Below are 16,136 nucleotides of genomic sequence, written 5' to 3'. Positions count from 1 at the left end.
CGCGAGCGACTGCATCACCTTCGACGCGGAGTCTGGGCACGTTGCGGCCCTTTGCGCCCGGTGCGGGCGCGGCGCGCGTACCGGTGACAGGATGTCCGCGTGCCGAGCGACCTGCATGATCTCCTGCGTGCCGCCTTCCGGTGGACCGATCCGGGACCGGGCAGCGGGTACCTGGTGAGCGACCGGTCCGGCTGGTGGCGCGATCCCACGATCCTGGACGGTCTCGGCCCGGCGCTGACGGGGCTGTTTCCCGGCGCGCCGCCCACCGTGGTGATCGCCCCCGAGATCACCGGCTTCCTCCTCGGGCCGCTGGTCGCGCGGGCCGCCGGCGCCGGGTTCGTCGAGGCGTACCGCGAGGGTGCGCGGCTGCCCATCGCCGAGCCGATGACGTGGGCCGACGTGCCTGCCGACCATCGCGGGGAACGCCAGCGGCTCGGGGTGCGCACCCGCCTGCTCGGCCCGGCCGACCGGGTGCTCGTCGTGGACGACTGGATCGCCACGGGGGCGCAGGCCCGGGCCGTGCACGCGCTCGCCGCCGCCCGCGGGGCGGAGATCATCGGTACGGCGGTGATCGTCTCCGAATGCGACAGCGCCACGGCGGCCGAGCTGACCGTACGCGGCCTGCTGACCGGCGCCGATCTGGATGTACCGGACTAGCGCTGATCAGGCGCGGGCGCTCGTCCAGTCGGCGAGCACCCCGATGCTCGGCTGCCAGCCCACGGCTTCGTAGCGGGCCAGCCCGTGCCGCACGTACGGATCATCGGCCATCAGGTCCCGTGCCTGCTGCGCGGTCGCCGCGTCCAGCAGGACCACGCCGCCGGCCGGCGGGTTCTGCCGCCCGGCCGAGACCAGCACGCCCGCCTCGCTCAGCTTGCCGAGGAAGGCCAGGTGGTCGGCGCGGACCTGGTCGATCTCGTCGAGCGGCGCCAGATAGGTGGAGATCATCAGGTACACGTCGGTTCCTCTCACCGGTGACGGACGCTGGCCATCGTACGAGCGGAGAGCGCCGGACGGCCGATCCTGAAACGGTGGTTTCCGTCGCAATCGGACAATCCGGGGCGTCGATCGACGGCGGCGCCCCGTTGGCAGGGATGACCTCCCCCGCCGACCCGAAAGGCAACCGTCCGATGTATCGGAACATCATCCGCTGGTTCAGCGCCGCGGCGGCGGCCGCCTCACTGATCGGCATGTCCGGTCCGGCCGCGCTGGCCGCACCGGCACCCGTACAGATGACCTTCAACGCGGCACCCGAGCCCGCCGACCAGGGCCAGGCCCTGACGCTGTCGGGCCGGGTATGGCTGGGCGCGACCGGCAACCGGTCGCGGGTCTACTTCTACTTCCGGCGCGCCAACACGCCGGCCTGGGTGTACACCGGATACGCCGACTCCAACGACAGGGGGTACTTCAGCACGCGGACCACGGCCCGGTACTCCGGCACCTGGCGGGCCATGTACCGGGGCACGGCCTCCCGGGCCGCGATCACCCGGCTCGACGCGGTCGCCGTGCTGCACCGCGTCCCGCGCCGCCTGGTCACCTACACCGGCACGAGCACGTCCTGGCAGGGCCCGCGCATCCGCATCCCCACCGCCGACTTCCAGGCCGTGGCCACGTACCGGTGCCCGGTCGGTGGGTACATGTACCTGCACTGGAACGGCGACTCGTTCGGGTTCGAATCGGTCAGCTCGTCCACGCCGTCCGGGACGCTCACCCTGAACGGGCACCAGGGCGCACGCAGCGGCTACTTCGACATCGACACGTACTCGGACTGCTCGTGGACGATCACGGTCTACTCCGGAACGGTACGGGTACTGGCGTGAACCCACCGGAGGGCTGGGCTGCCTGCCCGGCCCTCCACCGTTCGGCAGGCCGGGTCAGCCCTGCGGTACCCAGATCCATGGCGGGTCAGGGCGTTCCTGCTGGGTCTCGGTCTCGGTGAGCTCTACCAACTCCTCCGGCCGTACCCGTGGTGGCAGCTCGCCGAACTCGGCATGCCTCAGGAACGCCATCTCCTGCTCGGAGAAATCCTCGTGGGACGTGCCGTCATCGCTCATCGCCGACCTCCTCCCGCACATTGTGCCGGGCGCGCGCCCGCCGCGGACAGCGGCGATCACTGTCGCGTCGCGGTGAGCCCCGGTGGTTGGTCGACGGGGGCCGCCACCGGCCCTGAGCCGGTCGCCGACTCGGTGACCGCGCGGTTGCGGCCCGCGTTCTTCGCCTCGTAGAGGCGCTCGTCGGCGGCCCGCAGCACCGCCTTCACACTGGCACCGGCCAGAGGCAGGACGGCCGCACCGAGTGAGGCCGTCATCGGGATCTCCATGTCGTCGGGCAACCGGATCGGCTGGTCGGCCAGCGCCCGGCGCAGGCGCTCGGCGAGTGCGGCGAGGCCCGCTGCGCCGGTACCGGAGGTCACGGCGAGGAACTCCTCGCCGCCCCAGCGCACCAGTACGTCGTCACTGCGCAGGACACCGGCCAGGCGCGTCGCGCTCTCGGCGAGAACCGCGTCGCCGGTGTCGTGCCCGTACACATCATTGACGGCCTTGAAATGGTCGAGGTCGATGATGATGACGCCGAGCTCATGGCCGTCGCGGACCGCTTGCTCCGCCTGGATCTGCAGGGTCTCCTCGCCGAACCGGCGATTGTGCAGGCCGGTGAGCCCGTCGGTCATCGCCAGGCGGCGCTGCTCGGCCAGGGCGGCGTCCAGTTGCCGGGCGACGCGGCGCTGGTCGCGGATGCTCAGCTGCGCGCGCAGCGTCAGCCCGATGATCGTGACGGCGACCAGTCCGAGCACGGGCCGGGTGATCCGCCCGTCCAGGGCGTCCTGCCCGGCCCAGCCGAGCACGCCGGCGACCGCCAGCAGGAAAGGCCAGAACCCCAGATCGAATACCAGGTGGCGCGCCGTGGACTGCGCCTCGTCACGCTGCCCGCGGGCGTCCCACAGTGCGGCGACCGCGAAGAGCAGGACCACCGGGAAGTACAGGTTGCGGTTCACCGCGTCGTCGACCCAGACGTCCCGCATGGCCAGGGCGCTGTTGAGTACGTCCGCTCCGGTGGACAGCAGCACGCCCCCGACCACCAGGGCGATCTGGGGCGGTACCCGGCGCTGGCCGCTGAGCCCGACCGACAGGAAGACCGCGAGGCACGCCACGTCCAGCAGCGGGTACACCACGTCGACGAGCGAGTTCACCGTGAACTGCCCGTGCAGATGCGGGACGACCAGCCATTGCCAGCCCGCCACCCCGACCGCCGTCGCGACGAACAGGCCGTCGATCTGGCCCCGCAGCTGCCGCAGCGCACCCGTGCCAGTGAAGCCGATCCCGACGCTGAGAATCAGCCCGAGGTACGAGCCGACGAGCGCCACGTCGCCGATCGAGGCGGTCTCCACGGGACGGCCGATCAGTTCGTACCCGGTCCAATAGACGTCCGAGGCCAGCCACAGCAGGTTGGCGACGAACACCAGCCGCCACCACTGGCGTCGCGACCTCGGACCGCGCCGGGCGGCGAAGTAGGCGGCGGCCGTGGCCACCGCGATGCCGAGCGGGTAGACCACATTGCCCAGGATCGTCCGGGTGATCCCGCTGCCGTGGCCGACGAGGGACACCGTGATGAAGGCGAACTCCACCAGAACCGCGACCGCACAGCAGCGGACCCACCAGAGACTGGCGGCGCGTACCATTCCCCACCCCCAGACAGCCGCGGACCGACCGCCCAGCGTGTGGCACCGCGGGTCGTCCGCCGGGAGCACCGCGGTTGCGCCTCGGTGGCCACCCTGCCCGCCTCGGGGAGGCCAGCAGGCGGATCAGTTCTCCGGCGGCGCCAGCTGCAGCCCGTTTGCCCGAAGCACCTTGTCGACGGCCGCGTTCAGGGCGTCGCGATCTTCGTAGTACGTCATGAAGAGGTCGCTGTTCCCGTCCAGGTAGCACAGCGCCGCGGCCTTCGTCAGCTCGGCCTGGTCGTCATCTCTCTCGGGCGCACGCAGGATGTCCAGCATGATCGGCTGCAAGGCGGGCTCATGACGGTCCTGCACGAGCTGAACGAGGCAGAGCCGCTGGTCCCACGAGGCGAGGGTGCCGTACAGCTCCACCAACCCGGGTAGGTGCTGCGGACCGACACGGGGCCGGGCAAATTCGATTTCCTGGTGGTCGCACGCCCGCACCATGCCGGCGAACCAGCCTTGATCATCCATGGGCACACGCTAGTCCACGGCCGGTGGGCCGACATCGCGTTCTGCGTCGACGTACCGCCGCAACTACCGCACCGTGTGGGGTCTGGGGCTACGTCATCGACCAAACGAGCAGTGCGAAGCAGGACGCTTGGATGCCGACCAGGACCGTGAGCGCCCGGAGAGCCGGCCGGCGATAGGCCGGCAGGAGCAGCAGGAGCAGCAGCGCGATGACCGGAAGCCCCAAGCCGACGATTCCGGCCCCGATACCCACGTGGGCCCGCATGACGAGGTGGGCTGGCAACGGGCCGGCGTCGCCGCCGAAGCCCTCGGGCCCGAACCCGATGGCAATGCCGAGAAAGAACAGGTCGATGCCCGCCACCAACAGCATCCATAGCAGCAGTCCGGGCGCGACCCAGGTCCGCAGCCCGCGCGCACATGGCATGTTCCGTCTATCGGTAGTTCTCCTGCGGCCTTGAGTTGATGGCGCGGACGGATCACGACTCACCGCAGGCGGCGATCATCCACCAGCACGCGACGGCGGAGGCTGGCCCATCGCCGACGCGCTGCAGAAGGCGGTCGCGGAGGAGCGCAAGCTGACCAAGAAGGCGCCCCGGAAAGCGTCGAGGCGACCGGGCGCGACCTCAGACGAGGATCGGGGTGACGCCGCCTCATGGCACGCCAATGGCACGAGCGACGGTTCCGGGCGTGGAAATGATGAAGGCCCCGGCTGGGATGTGTATCCCTACCAGAGCCTTTGTCGTGGAGCGGGTGACGGGAATCGAACCCGCACTGTCAGCTTGGGAAGCTGATGTTCTGCCATTGAACTACACCCGCGGGCCGCCCCACTGTACCCGATGCCCGGCACTCGTGGCGCGACCGCCTCACCGCACTCCGGCCAGTGGCCGCGATAACCCGGTCGCCGGGTCGTGCCACGTCTGGGTGACCACCCGGGCACGCGGGGTCGTGGGCAGCAGGAGGGCGCCCGCCGGGCCGTGACGGCGAACCATGGCGGTCTCGATCAGCAGCTCGAAGAGGCGCCAGCTCACCGCCGGGGAGGCGTGCAGCGACTCGGCCAGGCGCCCGATCACCACGGGGTCCAGCACCGGAACGGCGACCCCGGACAGGTACGCCTCGTCGTCGGTCTCCTCCGGCGGGTACGAGTGGAGGGCGTAGCGGCCGTCCCGCTCCAGGTCGTGGCGCTTCGGGGAGTCGATCAGGAAGCAGTAGAGCCCCTCGTCGGTGATGACCGGGGAGACCGGGTGCACGCGCGGCCCGCCGTCGGGGCGGACGGTCGCCAGGTAGCCCAGGCCGGGGCCGTACTGCTGCAGGAGCGCGCGGACGGCGGCGGCGAGCCGGGGCTCGGCGGCGGCGAATTGGGACCAGGATGCCATGCGGACATGATATCGAACATACGTTCGACGGAGCCACTGAATGTACTCGTTCGGGCAGGCCGTACAGTGTGGCGATGCTGCTCTCCGACCGTGACCTGGTCTCTGAGATCAAGTCGGGCGATCTGGCCCTGGAGCCGTTCGAGCCGGCGCTGATGCAGCCGTCCAGCATCGATGTGCGGCTGGACCGCTTCTTCCGGGTGTTCAACAACCACCTGTACACGCACATCGACCCGGCGGAGCAGCAGGACGATCTGACCGCGCAGGTCGAGGTGGCCGACGGTGAGGCGTTCGTGCTGCACCCGGGCGAGTTCGTGCTGGCCTCGACGCTGGAGGTCATCACGCTGGGCGACCAGCTGGCCGGGCGGCTGGAGGGCAAGTCCAGCCTCGGGCGGCTGGGGCTGCTGACGCACTCCACGGCGGGCTTCATCGACCCCGGCTTCTCGGGGCACGTCACGCTGGAGCTGTCCAACGTGGCCAATCTGCCCATCAAGCTCTGGCCGGGGATGAAAATCGGCCAGCTGTGCATCTTCCGGCTCTCGTCGCCGGCCGAGCACCCGTACGGGTCGGCGGTGTACGGCTCGCGCTACCAGGGCCAGCGCGGCCCGACCCCGAGCCGCAGTTCGCACAACTGGCGTACCTGGCCCACCCCGCGCCCCTGACGGATCGTGCGGGACGCGGGGGCGCCCGATCAGGGGATGTCGAGGAAGACGTCGTCGATCTGGCCGGCGTACTGGTCATTGCCCTTGTTCGGGCCCTTGCCGCCGACGCGCAGCGGCTCGGCGTTGGCGATCGACAGGCCGTGCGGCACGGGCACCGACGCGCGCTCCACGCCGTCGACCATGATGGTCAGGTGCGTGGCCGAGCGTTCGCAGGTGAGGTCGTGCCACGTCCCGTCGGCGACGTCGAGGTCCGGCTCCGCACGGTAGATGTGCGTCTCGCCGACCACCACGCAGCTGGGATGCCCCTGCTCGTGGTCCACCTGGAGCTTGAACTGGCTCACCCCGCCGACCGAGTACCCCTTCTGGAGCACATTCGCGCCGTCGGCGAGGTCGGCGCGGGTCATGAGGATCGAGGCGCCGTAGCGCATCGGGCGGGTTCCGGGGTTGAGCGCGTCGTCGCGCTCGCCTTCCAGGATGGCCCGCGGGCAGTCCCGTTCGTGGGGCAGCCGGCACCGCCGGGGGAATTCGACGGCCAGTCCCGCGCCCTGCGGCACGAGCGACAGGATGCCGCCGTTCTGGCCGAGGGCGCGCAGCTCGTGGCCGCCGGTGGTGTCGGCGATGGGGTGGTCCACTCCGGCGTCGAAGGTGTACCGGACCGATACTGGCTCCGTGCCGACCAGCGCCACGTCGGCGCGGGCGGACGGCGCCGCGGACTCGCCGAGCGGAAGCACGCCCGCGGCGGGCGGGGACACCGTTGCGAATGCGGGCTGCGCCGCGGTGTGGGGGGACGGGTCGGGGCGGGTCGCGAGATGGCCGGCTCCCAGCAGTCCCGCGGCAAGGACGCCGGCGGCAACGATCGCGCCCAGCGGGCCGATTCGCCGGCTCTGCGCGTGCGAGCGCAGCGAGCGCACGCCCAGCCAGTTCGGCCGTCGGTTGTCAGGCATTCCCCTATTGTCCGGATGCGTCCGGCCCGCGCTACCCACACCCCGTGCGACGGCGGCCCGAAGCGGCGAACTACCCCTACGCGGTCGGCCGAACGGCGGGTTCCCCGACGACGGCGTGCAGGACGTCGTCCAGGGTGATCACACCCAGCGGCACGCGGCCGTCGCTGACCAGCAGGATGTGCAGGCGGTCGCGGCGCATCGCCAGGAGCAGGTCGGCCAGCGACCGCTCCGGCGGCACCACCGCCAGCGGGCGGACGATCTCCGCCGGGACCGGCTCGTGCCGCCGCGCAGCGTCGTCACCCAGCAGATCCTTGATGTGTACGAAGCCGAGCACGCGCCGGCTTGCCCGCTGCACCACGGGGAACCGGGACCTGCCGCTCTGGGTGGCCAGCGCCTCCAGCGTCGCGGGCGTGACGTCGTCCGGCACCGTGATGGTCTTCGACCAGGCCCGCAGCGCGTCCCCGGCGGTACGGTCGGCCAGTCCGAGCGCGGCGTGGATCCGGGCGTACTGTTCCGAGCCGAGCAGGCCCTCGCTGCGCGCCTGGGTGACCATCCCGGCCAGTTCCTCGGCGGTGAACACCGTCTTCACGGCGTCGGTCGCCTCGATCTTCCACAGTGCCAGCACGGCCCGCGCGGCCCACCGCATCGCGGTCAGCACCGGCTTGGTGGCCACACAGAAGGCCAGCATGTACGGGCCCAGCCACAGCGCGGACCGCTCCGGCCCGGCGAGGGTGATGTTCTTCGGCACCATCTCGCCGACCACGGTGTGCAGGAACACCACCACGGCCAGGGCGATCACGAACGCCACCGGGTGCACCGCGTTCTCGGGGAAGCCGAGCGCCTGGAACGGCACCTCCAGCAGGTGTGCCAGCGCCGGTTCGGCGATCGCGCCGAGGCCCAGCGAGCAGATCGTGATGCCGAGCTGCGCCCCGGCGATCATCAGCGGGATCTGGTTCATCGCGGACAGCGCCCAGCGGGCCCGCTTACTGGTGGCCGCCAACGGCTCCAGCGCGGTACGCCGCGAGGCGATCAGCGCGAACTCCCCGCCGACGAAGGTCGCGTTGCCCAGCAACAGCAGGGCGGCGATCAGCAGCTCACTCATCGTCGGGCTCCGGTGGGGCGACCACGCGTACCTGCTCGATGCGGTGGCGGTCGACCTCCATGACGGTGAACTCCCAGCCCTCGTAGACCAGGGACTCGCCCGGCACCGGGATGTGGCCGAGCCGGGACAGCAGGAACCCGGCCAGCGTCTCGTACGGGCCCTCGGGGAGGGCGAAGCCGGTCTGCTCGGCCGTCTCGTCTTCGCGCAGCAGTCCGTCGACCAGGAGCGTCCGCTCCCCGCCGGGGGCGGTCAGCTCGGCGCTGGCGGTCTCCGTGAAGCCGTCCTCGTCGGTGTCGTACTCGTCGGCGATGTTGCCGACCAGCTCCTCGACGAGGTCCTCGATGGTGACCACGCCGTCGGTGCCGCCGTACTCGTCGACCACGATGGCCAGGTCGGCGTCGGCGGCGCGCAGGGCGGCCAGCACCTTGTCGAGGTCGAGGCTCTCCGGGACGTACACGGGCTCGCGGGCCACCGTGGAGACCGCGGTGGCGGCGCGGCGCTCGGGCGGCACGCCGAGGGCGTCGGGCACCCCGGCCACCCCCATGACGATGTCGAGGGTGTTCTCGTACACGGGAAAGCGGGTGTGGCCGGTCTCCCGGGCCAGGTCGATGAGGTCGGCGACGCTGGCCGTGGTCTTGAGCGCGACGACGTCGACGCGGGGGGTCATCGCCTTCGCGGCGCGCTTCTCGCCGAAGCGGATGGTGCGCCGCAGCAGGGTCGCTGTCTCGGTCGGCAGCGCCCCGGCGCGGGCGCTGATCGCGGCCAGCAGGCCCAGTTCCTCCGGGGAACGGGCGCTGGCCAGCTCCTCCTGCGGCTCGATGCCGAGACGGCGGACCAGCCAGTTCGCCGAGCCGTTGAGCGCGGCGATCACCCAGGTGAGCAGCCGGGAGAAGCGGCGCAGCGGCCCGGCGGTCGCGAGCGCGACCGGCATGGGCCGGGACAGGGCGGCATTCTTCGGTACGAGCTCGCCGAACAGCATGGACACCAGGGTCGCCACGACCAGGGCCAGCACGTGGGTGACCGTGTCGGTGGCCCCACCGGCCAGCGGCTCCACCAGCGGCACGAACAGCTTGGACAGGGCGGGCTCGGCCAGATAACCGGTGAGCAGTGCGGTGATGGTGATGCCGAGCTGGGCGCCGGAGAGCTGGAAGGACAGCTCCCGCAGCGCCTGCCGGACCGTACGGGCCCGGCGGTCACCGGCGTCGGCGCGCTGATCGATCTCGACGCGGTCGACCGTGACGAGCCCGAACTCGGCCGCCACGAAGAACGCGTTGCCCACCGTGAGCAGCGCGAAGGCCACCAGCGGGAGCGCCGCGGTCAGCAGCAGGCCGTCCATGATCGGTTATCTCACCTCGGCACTCATTGTGCCGGACCGTGACATCTGGCGGACAACCCGGCCGCCGTCTGCGGGGACGGCGGCCGGGTTCACGCGGGTGGCTACACCGCGGACGTGTCGCCCTTGATGGAGCGCAGCAGCACGGAGGCGACGTCGACGACCTCGACGTTGTCCTGCTCGCCCTTGCCGGTCACCCCGTCACCGATCATCGTGTAGCAGAACGGGCAGCCCACCGCGATCGTCTTCGCGCCCGTGGCCAGGGCCTCCTCGGTCCTCTCCACGTTGATGCGCTTGCCGATCTTCTCCTCCATCCACATGCGGGCGCCGCCGGCGCCGCAGCAGAAGGACCGCTCCGAGTTACGCGGCATCTCCGTCAGACCGCCCTCGATCGCGGTGCCGAGCACCTCACGGGGCGCTTCGAAGACCCGGTTGTGCCGCCCGAGGTAGCACGGGTCGTGGTACGTGACCCCGCCGTCGACCGGCTGGACCGGGGTGAGCTTGCCCTCGGCGACCAGGTGGGCCAGCAGCTGGGTGTGGTGCACGACCTCGAACTTGCCGCCGACCTGCTCGTACTCGTTGCCCAGGGTGTTGAAGCAATGCGGGCAGGTGGCGACGATCTTCTTGACCGGCCGCTCGCCGAACGCCTCGTTCAGGGTCTCGACGTTCTGCTGGGCGAGCATCTGGAAGACGAACTCGTTACCGATACGCCGGGCCGGGTCGCCGGAGCAGGTCTCGCCCTCGCCGAGGATCGCGTAGTTCACCCCTGCCTCGTGCAGCAGCGTCGCCACCGCCCGGGTGGTCTTCTTCGCCCGGTCCTCGAACGCGCCCGCGCAGCCGACCCAGAACAGGTACTCGAAGTCCTCCACCTCGCCGACCCGGGGCACCTCGAAGTCCAGGCCCTTGGTCCAGTCCTCGCGGGTGTTCTGCGGCGCGCCCCACGGGTTGCCCTTGTTCTCCAGGTTGCGCAGCATGACGCCGGCCTCGGAGGGGAAGCTCGACTCGATGAGCACCTGGTAGCGGCGCATGTCGACGATGTGGTCGACGTGCTCGATGTCCACCGGGCACTGCTCGACGCAGGCGCCGCAGGTGGTGCAGGACCACAGCACGTCGGGGTCGATGATGCCCTGCTCGTCGACCCCGCCGATCAGCGGACGCTCCGACTCGGCCATGGCCAGGACGTCGACGCCCTTGAGCTGGTCCTCTGTCGCCTTCTCCTCGCCGGTCAGGTCCTTGCCGCCGCCCGCCAGCAGGTACGGCGCCTTCGCGTACGCGTGGTCGCGCAGCGACAGCACGAGCAGCTTCGGCGACAGCGGCTTGCCGGTGTTCCAGGCCGGGCACTGCGACTGGCAGCGGCCGCACTCGGTGCAGGTGGAGAAGTCGAGCAGGCCCTTCCAGGTGAACTGCTCGACGTGCGCGACGCCGAACTGGTCCTTCTCCGGGTCGGCCTCCTCGAAGTCCAGCGGCTTGCCCGCGCTGGTCATCGGCTTCAGGGCGCCCAGGCCCGAGCCGGCGGGCTTGTCCGGGGACCGCTTGAAGAAGATGTTGAAGAACGCCAGGAAGCGGTGCCAGGCGACACCCATGGTGACGTTCAGCGAGATCACGATGAGCCAGGTCATCGAGATGCAGATCTTCAGGCACGCGACGACGGTGGCGCCCGCCTCCCAGTCCGGCAGGACGTTGCCGAGGGCGTGGCTGACCGGGGCGGCCCAGACGGGGAACTCCAGGTGGCCGGTGGCGGCCTTGAAGCCGCGGATGAGGAAGCCGCAGATCAGGACCGCGACGATGATCCACTCGACGAAGTAGCCCTGCCACATGGTCGAGCCGGTGAAGCGGGACAGCCGGCCGCGGCCCGGCCGGTTGCTCAACCGGATGCCGATCAGTGCGACGATGCCGATCGCCCCGAACACCCCGATGATCTCGGTGATCAGCCCGAACCACGCGGTCTCGCCGATCAGCGGCAGGCCGAGGTCCGGGTCGACGACCTCGAAGTACGCCTCGAGCACCAGCAGCGACAGCACGATGAACGCCACCATCACGAACCAGTGGGCCGCGCCGACCACGCCCCACTTGAGCATGCGGGTGTGCCCGGCCACCTCCTTGAGCATGGTCACCGTGCGGGTGCCCTTGCCCTCGAAGCGGCCCGGGTCGGGCTGGCCGAGGCGGATGACGGAGGTCATCTTCAGTACCGCCCGGACCGCCAGGGCTACGGCGACCACCGTGATGGCGGCCGCCAGGACGGTGGCGACGATCTGGACAGCGTGCATCTGCGTTGTGCCCTTCTCGGTGCGGCTTGCTGGAGCCGCCCTATGTTACCCACGAGTAGTGCTCTTGCACCGTGGCGTGTGCCGCAATCCCTCAACCGGCCCGCCGCGCTGGCGGGCCGGCCCCCTCAGCGACTCTGCCCCCTCAGCGACTCTGCCCCCTCAGCGCGAAAGCGCACCCCGAGCGGATGCCGGGGTGCGCAGTCGATCAGATCGGGAGGGCTGACGCTATCGCCCGGGCCCCCGACTCGGCGCCAGCGGGACGGTCACCGCCAGCGGGAGAGGATGCCGAGCGAGGCCACCATGCAGCCGAAGCCGATGGCCAGGTTCCAGTAGTTCCACGCCGCGACCGGGTACTGCTGCTCGGACAGGTAGTACACCACCAGCCAGCTGATACCGATGACGATGAGCGCGACCGCGCTGGCCGGAACCCAGACCGGGCTCGGCTTCTTGGACTGCGCCGTCGTCGACGGGCGGATGTCCGTCGGCGGGGTGTAAACCTTCTTCTTGCGAACCTGTGACTTCGGCACGGTGGTCTCCTGAGGGCAACAAGTGGCGAACGACCCACCGCTGAGCGGCTTCGGGGACCCCGAACGCTGCCCGTGGCGAATAGTGTTCGGCAGTTAGCGTAGTCAAGTCGGGGCCGGTGCAGGCACCGGCCAGGGCACAAAGATGTCCGGCGGCTGCGTACGAACCGGTCAATCGGCGATCCGGAGGAGGACAGCGACGTGGAGTACACCACGGGCACCCCCTCGTGGCGACTCGTCCTGCGGCGGGCGATTCGCGGATTGCGCCCGCGCCGGGTCGGCCAGCGCCAGCGCGGGTGGTCCGTCGGCGTACCCCTGATCGCGCTCGCGGCCGGTCTGCTCTTCACCACCTCCGCACGGACCGCGGACGGCACCGCGCTGCGCGACGACCGGCGCCCGCAGCTGACCCAGCTCATTGCGGACAAGCGGGAGCGGCTGGCCGGGCGGGAGCGGCAGGCCGCGACCCTGCGCGCGGAGGTCGACCAGTCCGCCGGTCAGCTCGCCGAGGTGGATCAGCCGGTCAAGCAGGCGCGGCAGCAGGCCGACGCGCAGCGCGCGGCGGCGGGCTTCACCACGGTACGTGGTCCCGGCCTCACCGTGGTGCTCAACGACTCGCACCGCCGCGACGCGGGCACCGGCCCGAACGCTCCCGGCAACGACGATCTGGTCGTTCACCAGGGCGATGTCCAGGCCGTCGTCAACGCGCTGTGGGCCGGTGGGGCCGAGGCAATGTCGATCATGGATGTCCGCGTGATCTCCACCAGCGCGGTACGCTGTGTCGGCAACACCCTGCTGCTCCATGGCCAGGTGTTCTCACCACCGTTCAAGATCACTGCGATTGGCGAACCCACAGCGCTGCATCGGGCGTTGGAATCGGCGGAAGGTGTCCAACAATTCCGCGATGCGGTCGCCGACTTCGGCCTCGGCTATCAGGAAACCGTCGAAGGGAACGTGACAGTGCGGGCGTACGACGGGTCGAGTGACCTCCGATCCGCGCGGGTTGCCGAGTGATGGTCCCGCCGGAGTACCCGGAGGGTGCCCCGAGCTCCGGACGGCACCGCGCTCCCGATGGTGATGCGCACACTGCGTACATTCCACGTGTTTCGGATGCCGCACCCGGCGGGGTCCCCGGCGGACCGCTCGACCCCCCGCTCGGGCTCGGCGTCACGCTCACCCCGGAGCCGGAGAACCCGGCCGAACCTCCACCCACCAGTTCGTGGGAGCAGCCGCGGGTGCGCGGTGAGGTGCCGGGTATGCGAGGCGCGTACCCGGTCGTCGGCGCGGCCTCCGTGCCACCCCCACCACCGCAGGCCGCGACGCATCTGACGTCCGCGCCGCCGCAGGCGACCCCACCGCACGCCGCACCCGCCCCACCGCACGCCGCCACGCTGAACTCCGCGCCGCACGCCGCACTGCCTCACGCGGTGCCGCCGCATGGAGCGGTGCCGCCGCATGGCGCGCCGCCGCCGTCGGGGCTGCCGCAGCGCGGGCGGGCACAGGTCGGCGGCCAGGCTGGGACCTATCGCTCCGGCGAGATGGCCCCACCACCTCAGGCGTGGGGTGGTGCCACGCCTCCCGAGGCGGCCACCCCGGTGTCACCGGTGGACGGGCAGCCACGCCGCTATCCCACCGGCACGCCACAGCCACCCGCCGGCCTCCGGCTCGGGACGCCTCCGGGACTCAGCCCCGCCGCGGCGCCCCCTGACCTCGGCCCGAACGGGACGCCACCGGGAGTAGGTTCCGCGGGGACGCCCGCAGGCTTCGGCCCCGCGTCACGGGAGCCGGATCCGACGGCGACCGCGTTCCTGCGTACCGTCGACGCACCGACCGGCCTGCTCCCATCGGTGACCCCTGCCGCGAGCCCCAGCCCCGCCCCGGCGCCGACCTCGCCGGCGCCGAAGGCCGGCGGCGACGTCGCGGTCGGCGCCGCGTCCGTGGCGGCCGCTGCCGCCGCGGTGGCCGCCGAGCCGGCCGAGGCCGCGAGCGACGCGGACGACGCCAAGCCGCGCCGCGGCGAGAAGGTCGTTCAACTCCGCCCGGAGCAGACCCGGGACGGATACAAGAGCGTCTACTCGGAGCTGACCCGGCCGAGCGTCGGCTCGCGGATCCGCACGGCGATCCGCGTCTCGGGCGAGTTGATGATCACCTTCGGGGTGGTCGTACTGCTGTTCGCGGGGTACGAGGTGTTCGGCAACTCGGCCGAGGTGGACGCCGAGCAGAGCACGCTCGGCAACGAGCTGGATCAGCAGTGGGCCGACCCGACCGTCGCGCCGAGCACCGGCCCGGCCAAGAACGCCCCGGCCGCGCCCGGCAAGAACCTGATCGGCCGGCTCTACATCCCGAAGCTGGACAAGGAGTGGGTGGTCGTCAACGGCGTCCGCCCGCAGGACATCCGGTACGCCCCCGGCCACTACCCGGAGAGTGCCCTGCCGGGCAAGATCGGCAACTTCTCGGTCGCGGGCCACCGCATCCGCAAGATCTTCTGGCGGCTGGACGAGCTGAAGAAGGGCGACGTCATCGGCGTCGAGACCCGGACCGACTGGTTCGTCTACCGGGTCACGAACCAGGAGATCGTCAAGCCCTCGGCCGTCGAGGTCGTGGCGCCCGTGCCGGACAAGCCAGGAGTGAAGCCCACCAAGGCGCTGCTGACGCTGACCACCTGCAACCCGAAGTTCAACAACTACCAGCGACTGATCGTGCACGCGGAGCTGATCTCCACGACCAAGCGCGATCCGGCTCTGGCGGACGCCGGTAAGCCGGCCGAGATCAAGGCGGGATAGCCGTGTACGGCTGGATCTGGCACAAGCTGCCCGGCGGCCTGTGGGGCAAGCTCACCGGCTCGATCGTGCTGACCACGGCCGTCGGCGTACTGCTGTGGTACGTGGTCTTCCCGTGGGCGACGCCGCTGCTGCCCTTCGACGACGTGCAGGTCGGCACCGCGCAGACGCAGGAGGACCCGAACACGGTCCCCGGCGCGGACGATCCGGGGCTCGGCCCGGACGACATCCCGTACAGCACCCACTCGAACGCGCCCGAACCCAGCCCGAGCAAGAAGTGACGCCCGTGCGCATCCTCGTGATCGACAACTACGACTCGTTCGTCTTCAACCTCGTGCAGTATCTCGGGCAGTTGGGCGCCGAGTGCGAGGTACGGCGCAACGACGAGATCAGCGTGGCCGAGGTGGGCCGGTTCGGCGCGGCGGGGATCCTGCTGTCCCCCGGGCCGGGCACACCGGAACGCGCGGGCATCACGATGGACGTCATCTCCGCGTACGGGGGCAAGCTGCCGCTGTTCGGGGTCTGCCTGGGGCACCAGGCGATCGGGGCGGCGTACGGCGCCACGGTGACCCGCGCGCCGGAGCTGCTGCACGGCAAGACGTCGCTGGTCCGGCACAAGGGCGAGGGCGTACTGGCCGGGCTGCCCGACCCGTTCACCGCGACGCGCTACCACTCGCTGGCGGTGCTGCCCGAGACGCTGCCCGCCGAGATCGAGGTGACCGGCTGGACGGAGTCCGGCGTGGTCATGGCGATGCGGCACCGGGAGCTGCCGATCGAGGGCGTCCAGTTCCACCCCGAGTCCGTGCTCACCGAGGGCGGCCACACCATGCTGGCGAACTGGCTGGCCGCCTGCGGCCTGCCCGAAGCCCGCGACCGGGCGCCGGAGCTGGCCGCCGAGGTGGAGGCCCGCCGCCGGGCGGCGTTCGCCGCCTGACGTTCCCGGCCCGTCCGGCCCAGCCTTCCCGCCGGGCCGGCAG

The 16,136-nt window shown here is 71.2% G+C and carries 18 protein-coding genes and 1 tRNA gene; 7 read left to right on the top strand and 12 right to left on the bottom strand.

The genetic code is table 11. The annotated features are described in order from the left end of the window. Positions 1 to 99 precede the first annotated feature (99 nt). Positions 100 to 657, top strand: a complete 558-nt coding sequence (locus tag ACMCNN_RS31390; RefSeq protein WP_412744054.1) for a phosphoribosyltransferase — start codon at positions 100 to 102, stop codon at positions 655 to 657. A 6-nt stretch (positions 658 to 663) separates the two neighbouring features. On the opposite strand, the gene ACMCNN_RS31385 is transcribed toward ACMCNN_RS31390, so the two are convergent. Continuing rightward, positions 664 to 969, bottom strand: coding sequence for a YciI family protein (locus tag ACMCNN_RS31385; protein ID WP_412744053.1), 306 nt, complete (start codon positions 967 to 969; stop codon positions 664 to 666). Between the two features lie 158 nt (positions 970 to 1,127). On the opposite strand from ACMCNN_RS31385, the gene ACMCNN_RS31380 reads away from it, so the two are divergent. Continuing rightward, the gene (locus tag ACMCNN_RS31380) at positions 1,128 to 1,817 is read left to right on the top strand and encodes a hypothetical protein (RefSeq protein WP_412744052.1); all 690 of its coding nucleotides are present in this window, start codon (positions 1,128 to 1,130) and stop codon (positions 1,815 to 1,817) included. A gap of 54 nt (positions 1,818 to 1,871) precedes the next feature. Here ACMCNN_RS31380 and ACMCNN_RS31375 read toward each other — a convergent pair whose 3' ends face one another. The 6 genes from ACMCNN_RS31375 to ACMCNN_RS31350 form a co-directional block, all read right to left on the bottom strand. Next, complete coding sequence (locus tag ACMCNN_RS31375) at positions 1,872 to 2,051, bottom strand: hypothetical protein (RefSeq protein WP_412744051.1); 180 nt, start codon at positions 2,049 to 2,051, stop codon at positions 1,872 to 1,874. 56 nt (positions 2,052 to 2,107) lie between these two features. Continuing rightward, the gene (locus ACMCNN_RS31370) at positions 2,108 to 3,619 is read right to left on the bottom strand and encodes a GGDEF domain-containing protein (protein WP_412744050.1); all 1,512 of its coding nucleotides are present in this window, start codon (positions 3,617 to 3,619) and stop codon (positions 2,108 to 2,110) included. Between the two features lie 177 nt (positions 3,620 to 3,796). Further along, on the bottom strand, positions 3,797 to 4,183 hold the full coding sequence (locus ACMCNN_RS31365; RefSeq protein ID WP_412744049.1) for a hypothetical protein: 387 nt from the start codon (positions 4,181 to 4,183) through the stop codon (positions 3,797 to 3,799). An 88-nt stretch (positions 4,184 to 4,271) separates the two neighbouring features. Continuing rightward, positions 4,272 to 4,541, bottom strand: coding sequence for a hypothetical protein (locus ACMCNN_RS31360; RefSeq protein ID WP_412744048.1), 270 nt, complete (start codon positions 4,539 to 4,541; stop codon positions 4,272 to 4,274). Between the two features lie 381 nt (positions 4,542 to 4,922). After that, positions 4,923 to 4,996, bottom strand: a tRNA-Gly gene (locus ACMCNN_RS31355). 47 nt (positions 4,997 to 5,043) lie between these two features. Continuing rightward, positions 5,044 to 5,553 (bottom strand): pyridoxamine 5'-phosphate oxidase family protein, encoded by a 510-nt coding sequence (locus ACMCNN_RS31350; RefSeq protein ID WP_412744047.1) that lies wholly within the window; start codon positions 5,551 to 5,553, stop codon positions 5,044 to 5,046. Between the two features lie 74 nt (positions 5,554 to 5,627). Between ACMCNN_RS31350 and dcd the strand changes: the two genes are divergently transcribed. After that, positions 5,628 to 6,212: a dCTP deaminase gene (dcd, locus tag ACMCNN_RS31345; RefSeq protein WP_130509797.1), complete on the top strand. Its 585-nt coding sequence runs from the start codon at positions 5,628 to 5,630 to the stop codon at positions 6,210 to 6,212. A gap of 29 nt (positions 6,213 to 6,241) precedes the next feature. Here dcd and ACMCNN_RS31340 read toward each other — a convergent pair whose 3' ends face one another. The 5 genes from ACMCNN_RS31340 to ACMCNN_RS31320 all read right to left on the bottom strand — a co-directional run bounded on the left by ACMCNN_RS31340 (position 6,242) and on the right by ACMCNN_RS31320 (position 12,385). Next, positions 6,242 to 7,156, bottom strand: a complete 915-nt coding sequence (locus ACMCNN_RS31340; RefSeq protein ID WP_412744046.1) for a LamG-like jellyroll fold domain-containing protein — start codon at positions 7,154 to 7,156, stop codon at positions 6,242 to 6,244. Positions 7,157 to 7,232: 76 nt separating this feature from the next. Then, the gene (locus ACMCNN_RS31335) at positions 7,233 to 8,258 is read right to left on the bottom strand and encodes a hemolysin family protein (protein WP_412744045.1); all 1,026 of its coding nucleotides are present in this window, start codon (positions 8,256 to 8,258) and stop codon (positions 7,233 to 7,235) included. Next, positions 8,251 to 9,594 (bottom strand): hemolysin family protein, encoded by a 1,344-nt coding sequence (locus ACMCNN_RS31330; RefSeq protein WP_412744044.1) that lies wholly within the window; start codon positions 9,592 to 9,594, stop codon positions 8,251 to 8,253. Before ACMCNN_RS31330 ends, ACMCNN_RS31335 begins: the two co-directional genes overlap by 8 nt. 101 nt (positions 9,595 to 9,695) lie before the next feature. After that, a complete protein-coding gene (locus ACMCNN_RS31325; RefSeq protein WP_412744043.1) occupies positions 9,696 to 11,858 on the bottom strand; it encodes a (Fe-S)-binding protein in 2,163 nt (720 codons plus the stop codon). A gap of 263 nt (positions 11,859 to 12,121) precedes the next feature. Beyond that, positions 12,122 to 12,385 carry a cell division protein CrgA gene (locus ACMCNN_RS31320; protein WP_412744042.1) on the bottom strand — a complete coding sequence of 88 codons (264 nt, stop codon included), beginning with the start codon at positions 12,383 to 12,385 and terminating at the stop codon, positions 12,122 to 12,124. A 198-nt stretch (positions 12,386 to 12,583) separates the two neighbouring features. Here ACMCNN_RS31320 and ACMCNN_RS31315 point away from each other — a divergent pair, with 198 nt between their 5' ends. The 4 genes from ACMCNN_RS31315 (at position 12,584) to ACMCNN_RS31300 (ending at position 16,093) form a co-directional block, all read left to right on the top strand. Then, complete coding sequence (locus ACMCNN_RS31315) at positions 12,584 to 13,393, top strand: DUF881 domain-containing protein (protein WP_412744041.1); 810 nt, start codon at positions 12,584 to 12,586, stop codon at positions 13,391 to 13,393. A 242-nt stretch (positions 13,394 to 13,635) separates the two neighbouring features. Next, a complete protein-coding gene (locus ACMCNN_RS31310) occupies positions 13,636 to 15,162 on the top strand; it encodes a class E sortase (protein ID WP_412744040.1) in 1,527 nt (508 codons plus the stop codon). Positions 15,163 to 15,164: 2 nt separating this feature from the next. Further along, a complete protein-coding gene (locus ACMCNN_RS31305; protein ID WP_412744039.1) occupies positions 15,165 to 15,440 on the top strand; it encodes a hypothetical protein in 276 nt (91 codons plus the stop codon). Between the two features lie 5 nt (positions 15,441 to 15,445). Next, positions 15,446 to 16,093, top strand: coding sequence for an aminodeoxychorismate/anthranilate synthase component II (locus tag ACMCNN_RS31300; RefSeq protein ID WP_412744038.1), 648 nt, complete (start codon positions 15,446 to 15,448; stop codon positions 16,091 to 16,093). Positions 16,094 to 16,136 lie beyond the last annotated feature (43 nt).

The organism is Krasilnikovia sp. MM14-A1004, assembly GCF_047159485.1.
Lineage (GTDB): Bacteria > Actinomycetota > Actinomycetes > Mycobacteriales > Micromonosporaceae > Actinoplanes.
The sequence above is the reverse complement of the archived record's forward strand: the minus strand, read 5'-3'. Positions and strand labels throughout refer to the sequence as shown.

Excerpts from the sequence above, each read along its gene's own strand:
- ACMCNN_RS31380 (WP_412744052.1), top strand. The coding sequence starts at position 1,128 with ATGTATCGGAACATCATCCGCTGGTTCAGCGCCGCGGCGGCGGCCGCC.
- ACMCNN_RS31375 (WP_412744051.1), bottom strand. The coding sequence starts at position 2,051 with ATGAGCGATGACGGCACGTCCCACGAGGATTTCTCCGAGCAGGAGATG.
- ACMCNN_RS31365 (WP_412744049.1), bottom strand. The coding sequence starts at position 4,183 with ATGGATGATCAAGGCTGGTTCGCCGGCATGGTGCGGGCGTGCGACCAC.
- ACMCNN_RS31350 (WP_412744047.1), bottom strand. The coding sequence starts at position 5,553 with ATGGCATCCTGGTCCCAATTCGCCGCCGCCGAGCCCCGGCTCGCCGCC.
- dcd (WP_130509797.1), top strand. The coding sequence starts at position 5,628 with ATGCTGCTCTCCGACCGTGACCTGGTCTCTGAGATCAAGTCGGGCGAT.
- ACMCNN_RS31340 (WP_412744046.1), bottom strand. The coding sequence starts at position 7,156 with ATGCCTGACAACCGACGGCCGAACTGGCTGGGCGTGCGCTCGCTGCGC.
- ACMCNN_RS31335 (WP_412744045.1), bottom strand. The coding sequence starts at position 8,258 with ATGAGTGAGCTGCTGATCGCCGCCCTGCTGTTGCTGGGCAACGCGACC.
- ACMCNN_RS31330 (WP_412744044.1), bottom strand. The coding sequence starts at position 9,594 with ATGGACGGCCTGCTGCTGACCGCGGCGCTCCCGCTGGTGGCCTTCGCG.
- ACMCNN_RS31325 (WP_412744043.1), bottom strand. The coding sequence starts at position 11,858 with ATGCACGCTGTCCAGATCGTCGCCACCGTCCTGGCGGCCGCCATCACG.
- ACMCNN_RS31310 (WP_412744040.1), top strand. The coding sequence starts at position 13,636 with ATGCGAGGCGCGTACCCGGTCGTCGGCGCGGCCTCCGTGCCACCCCCA.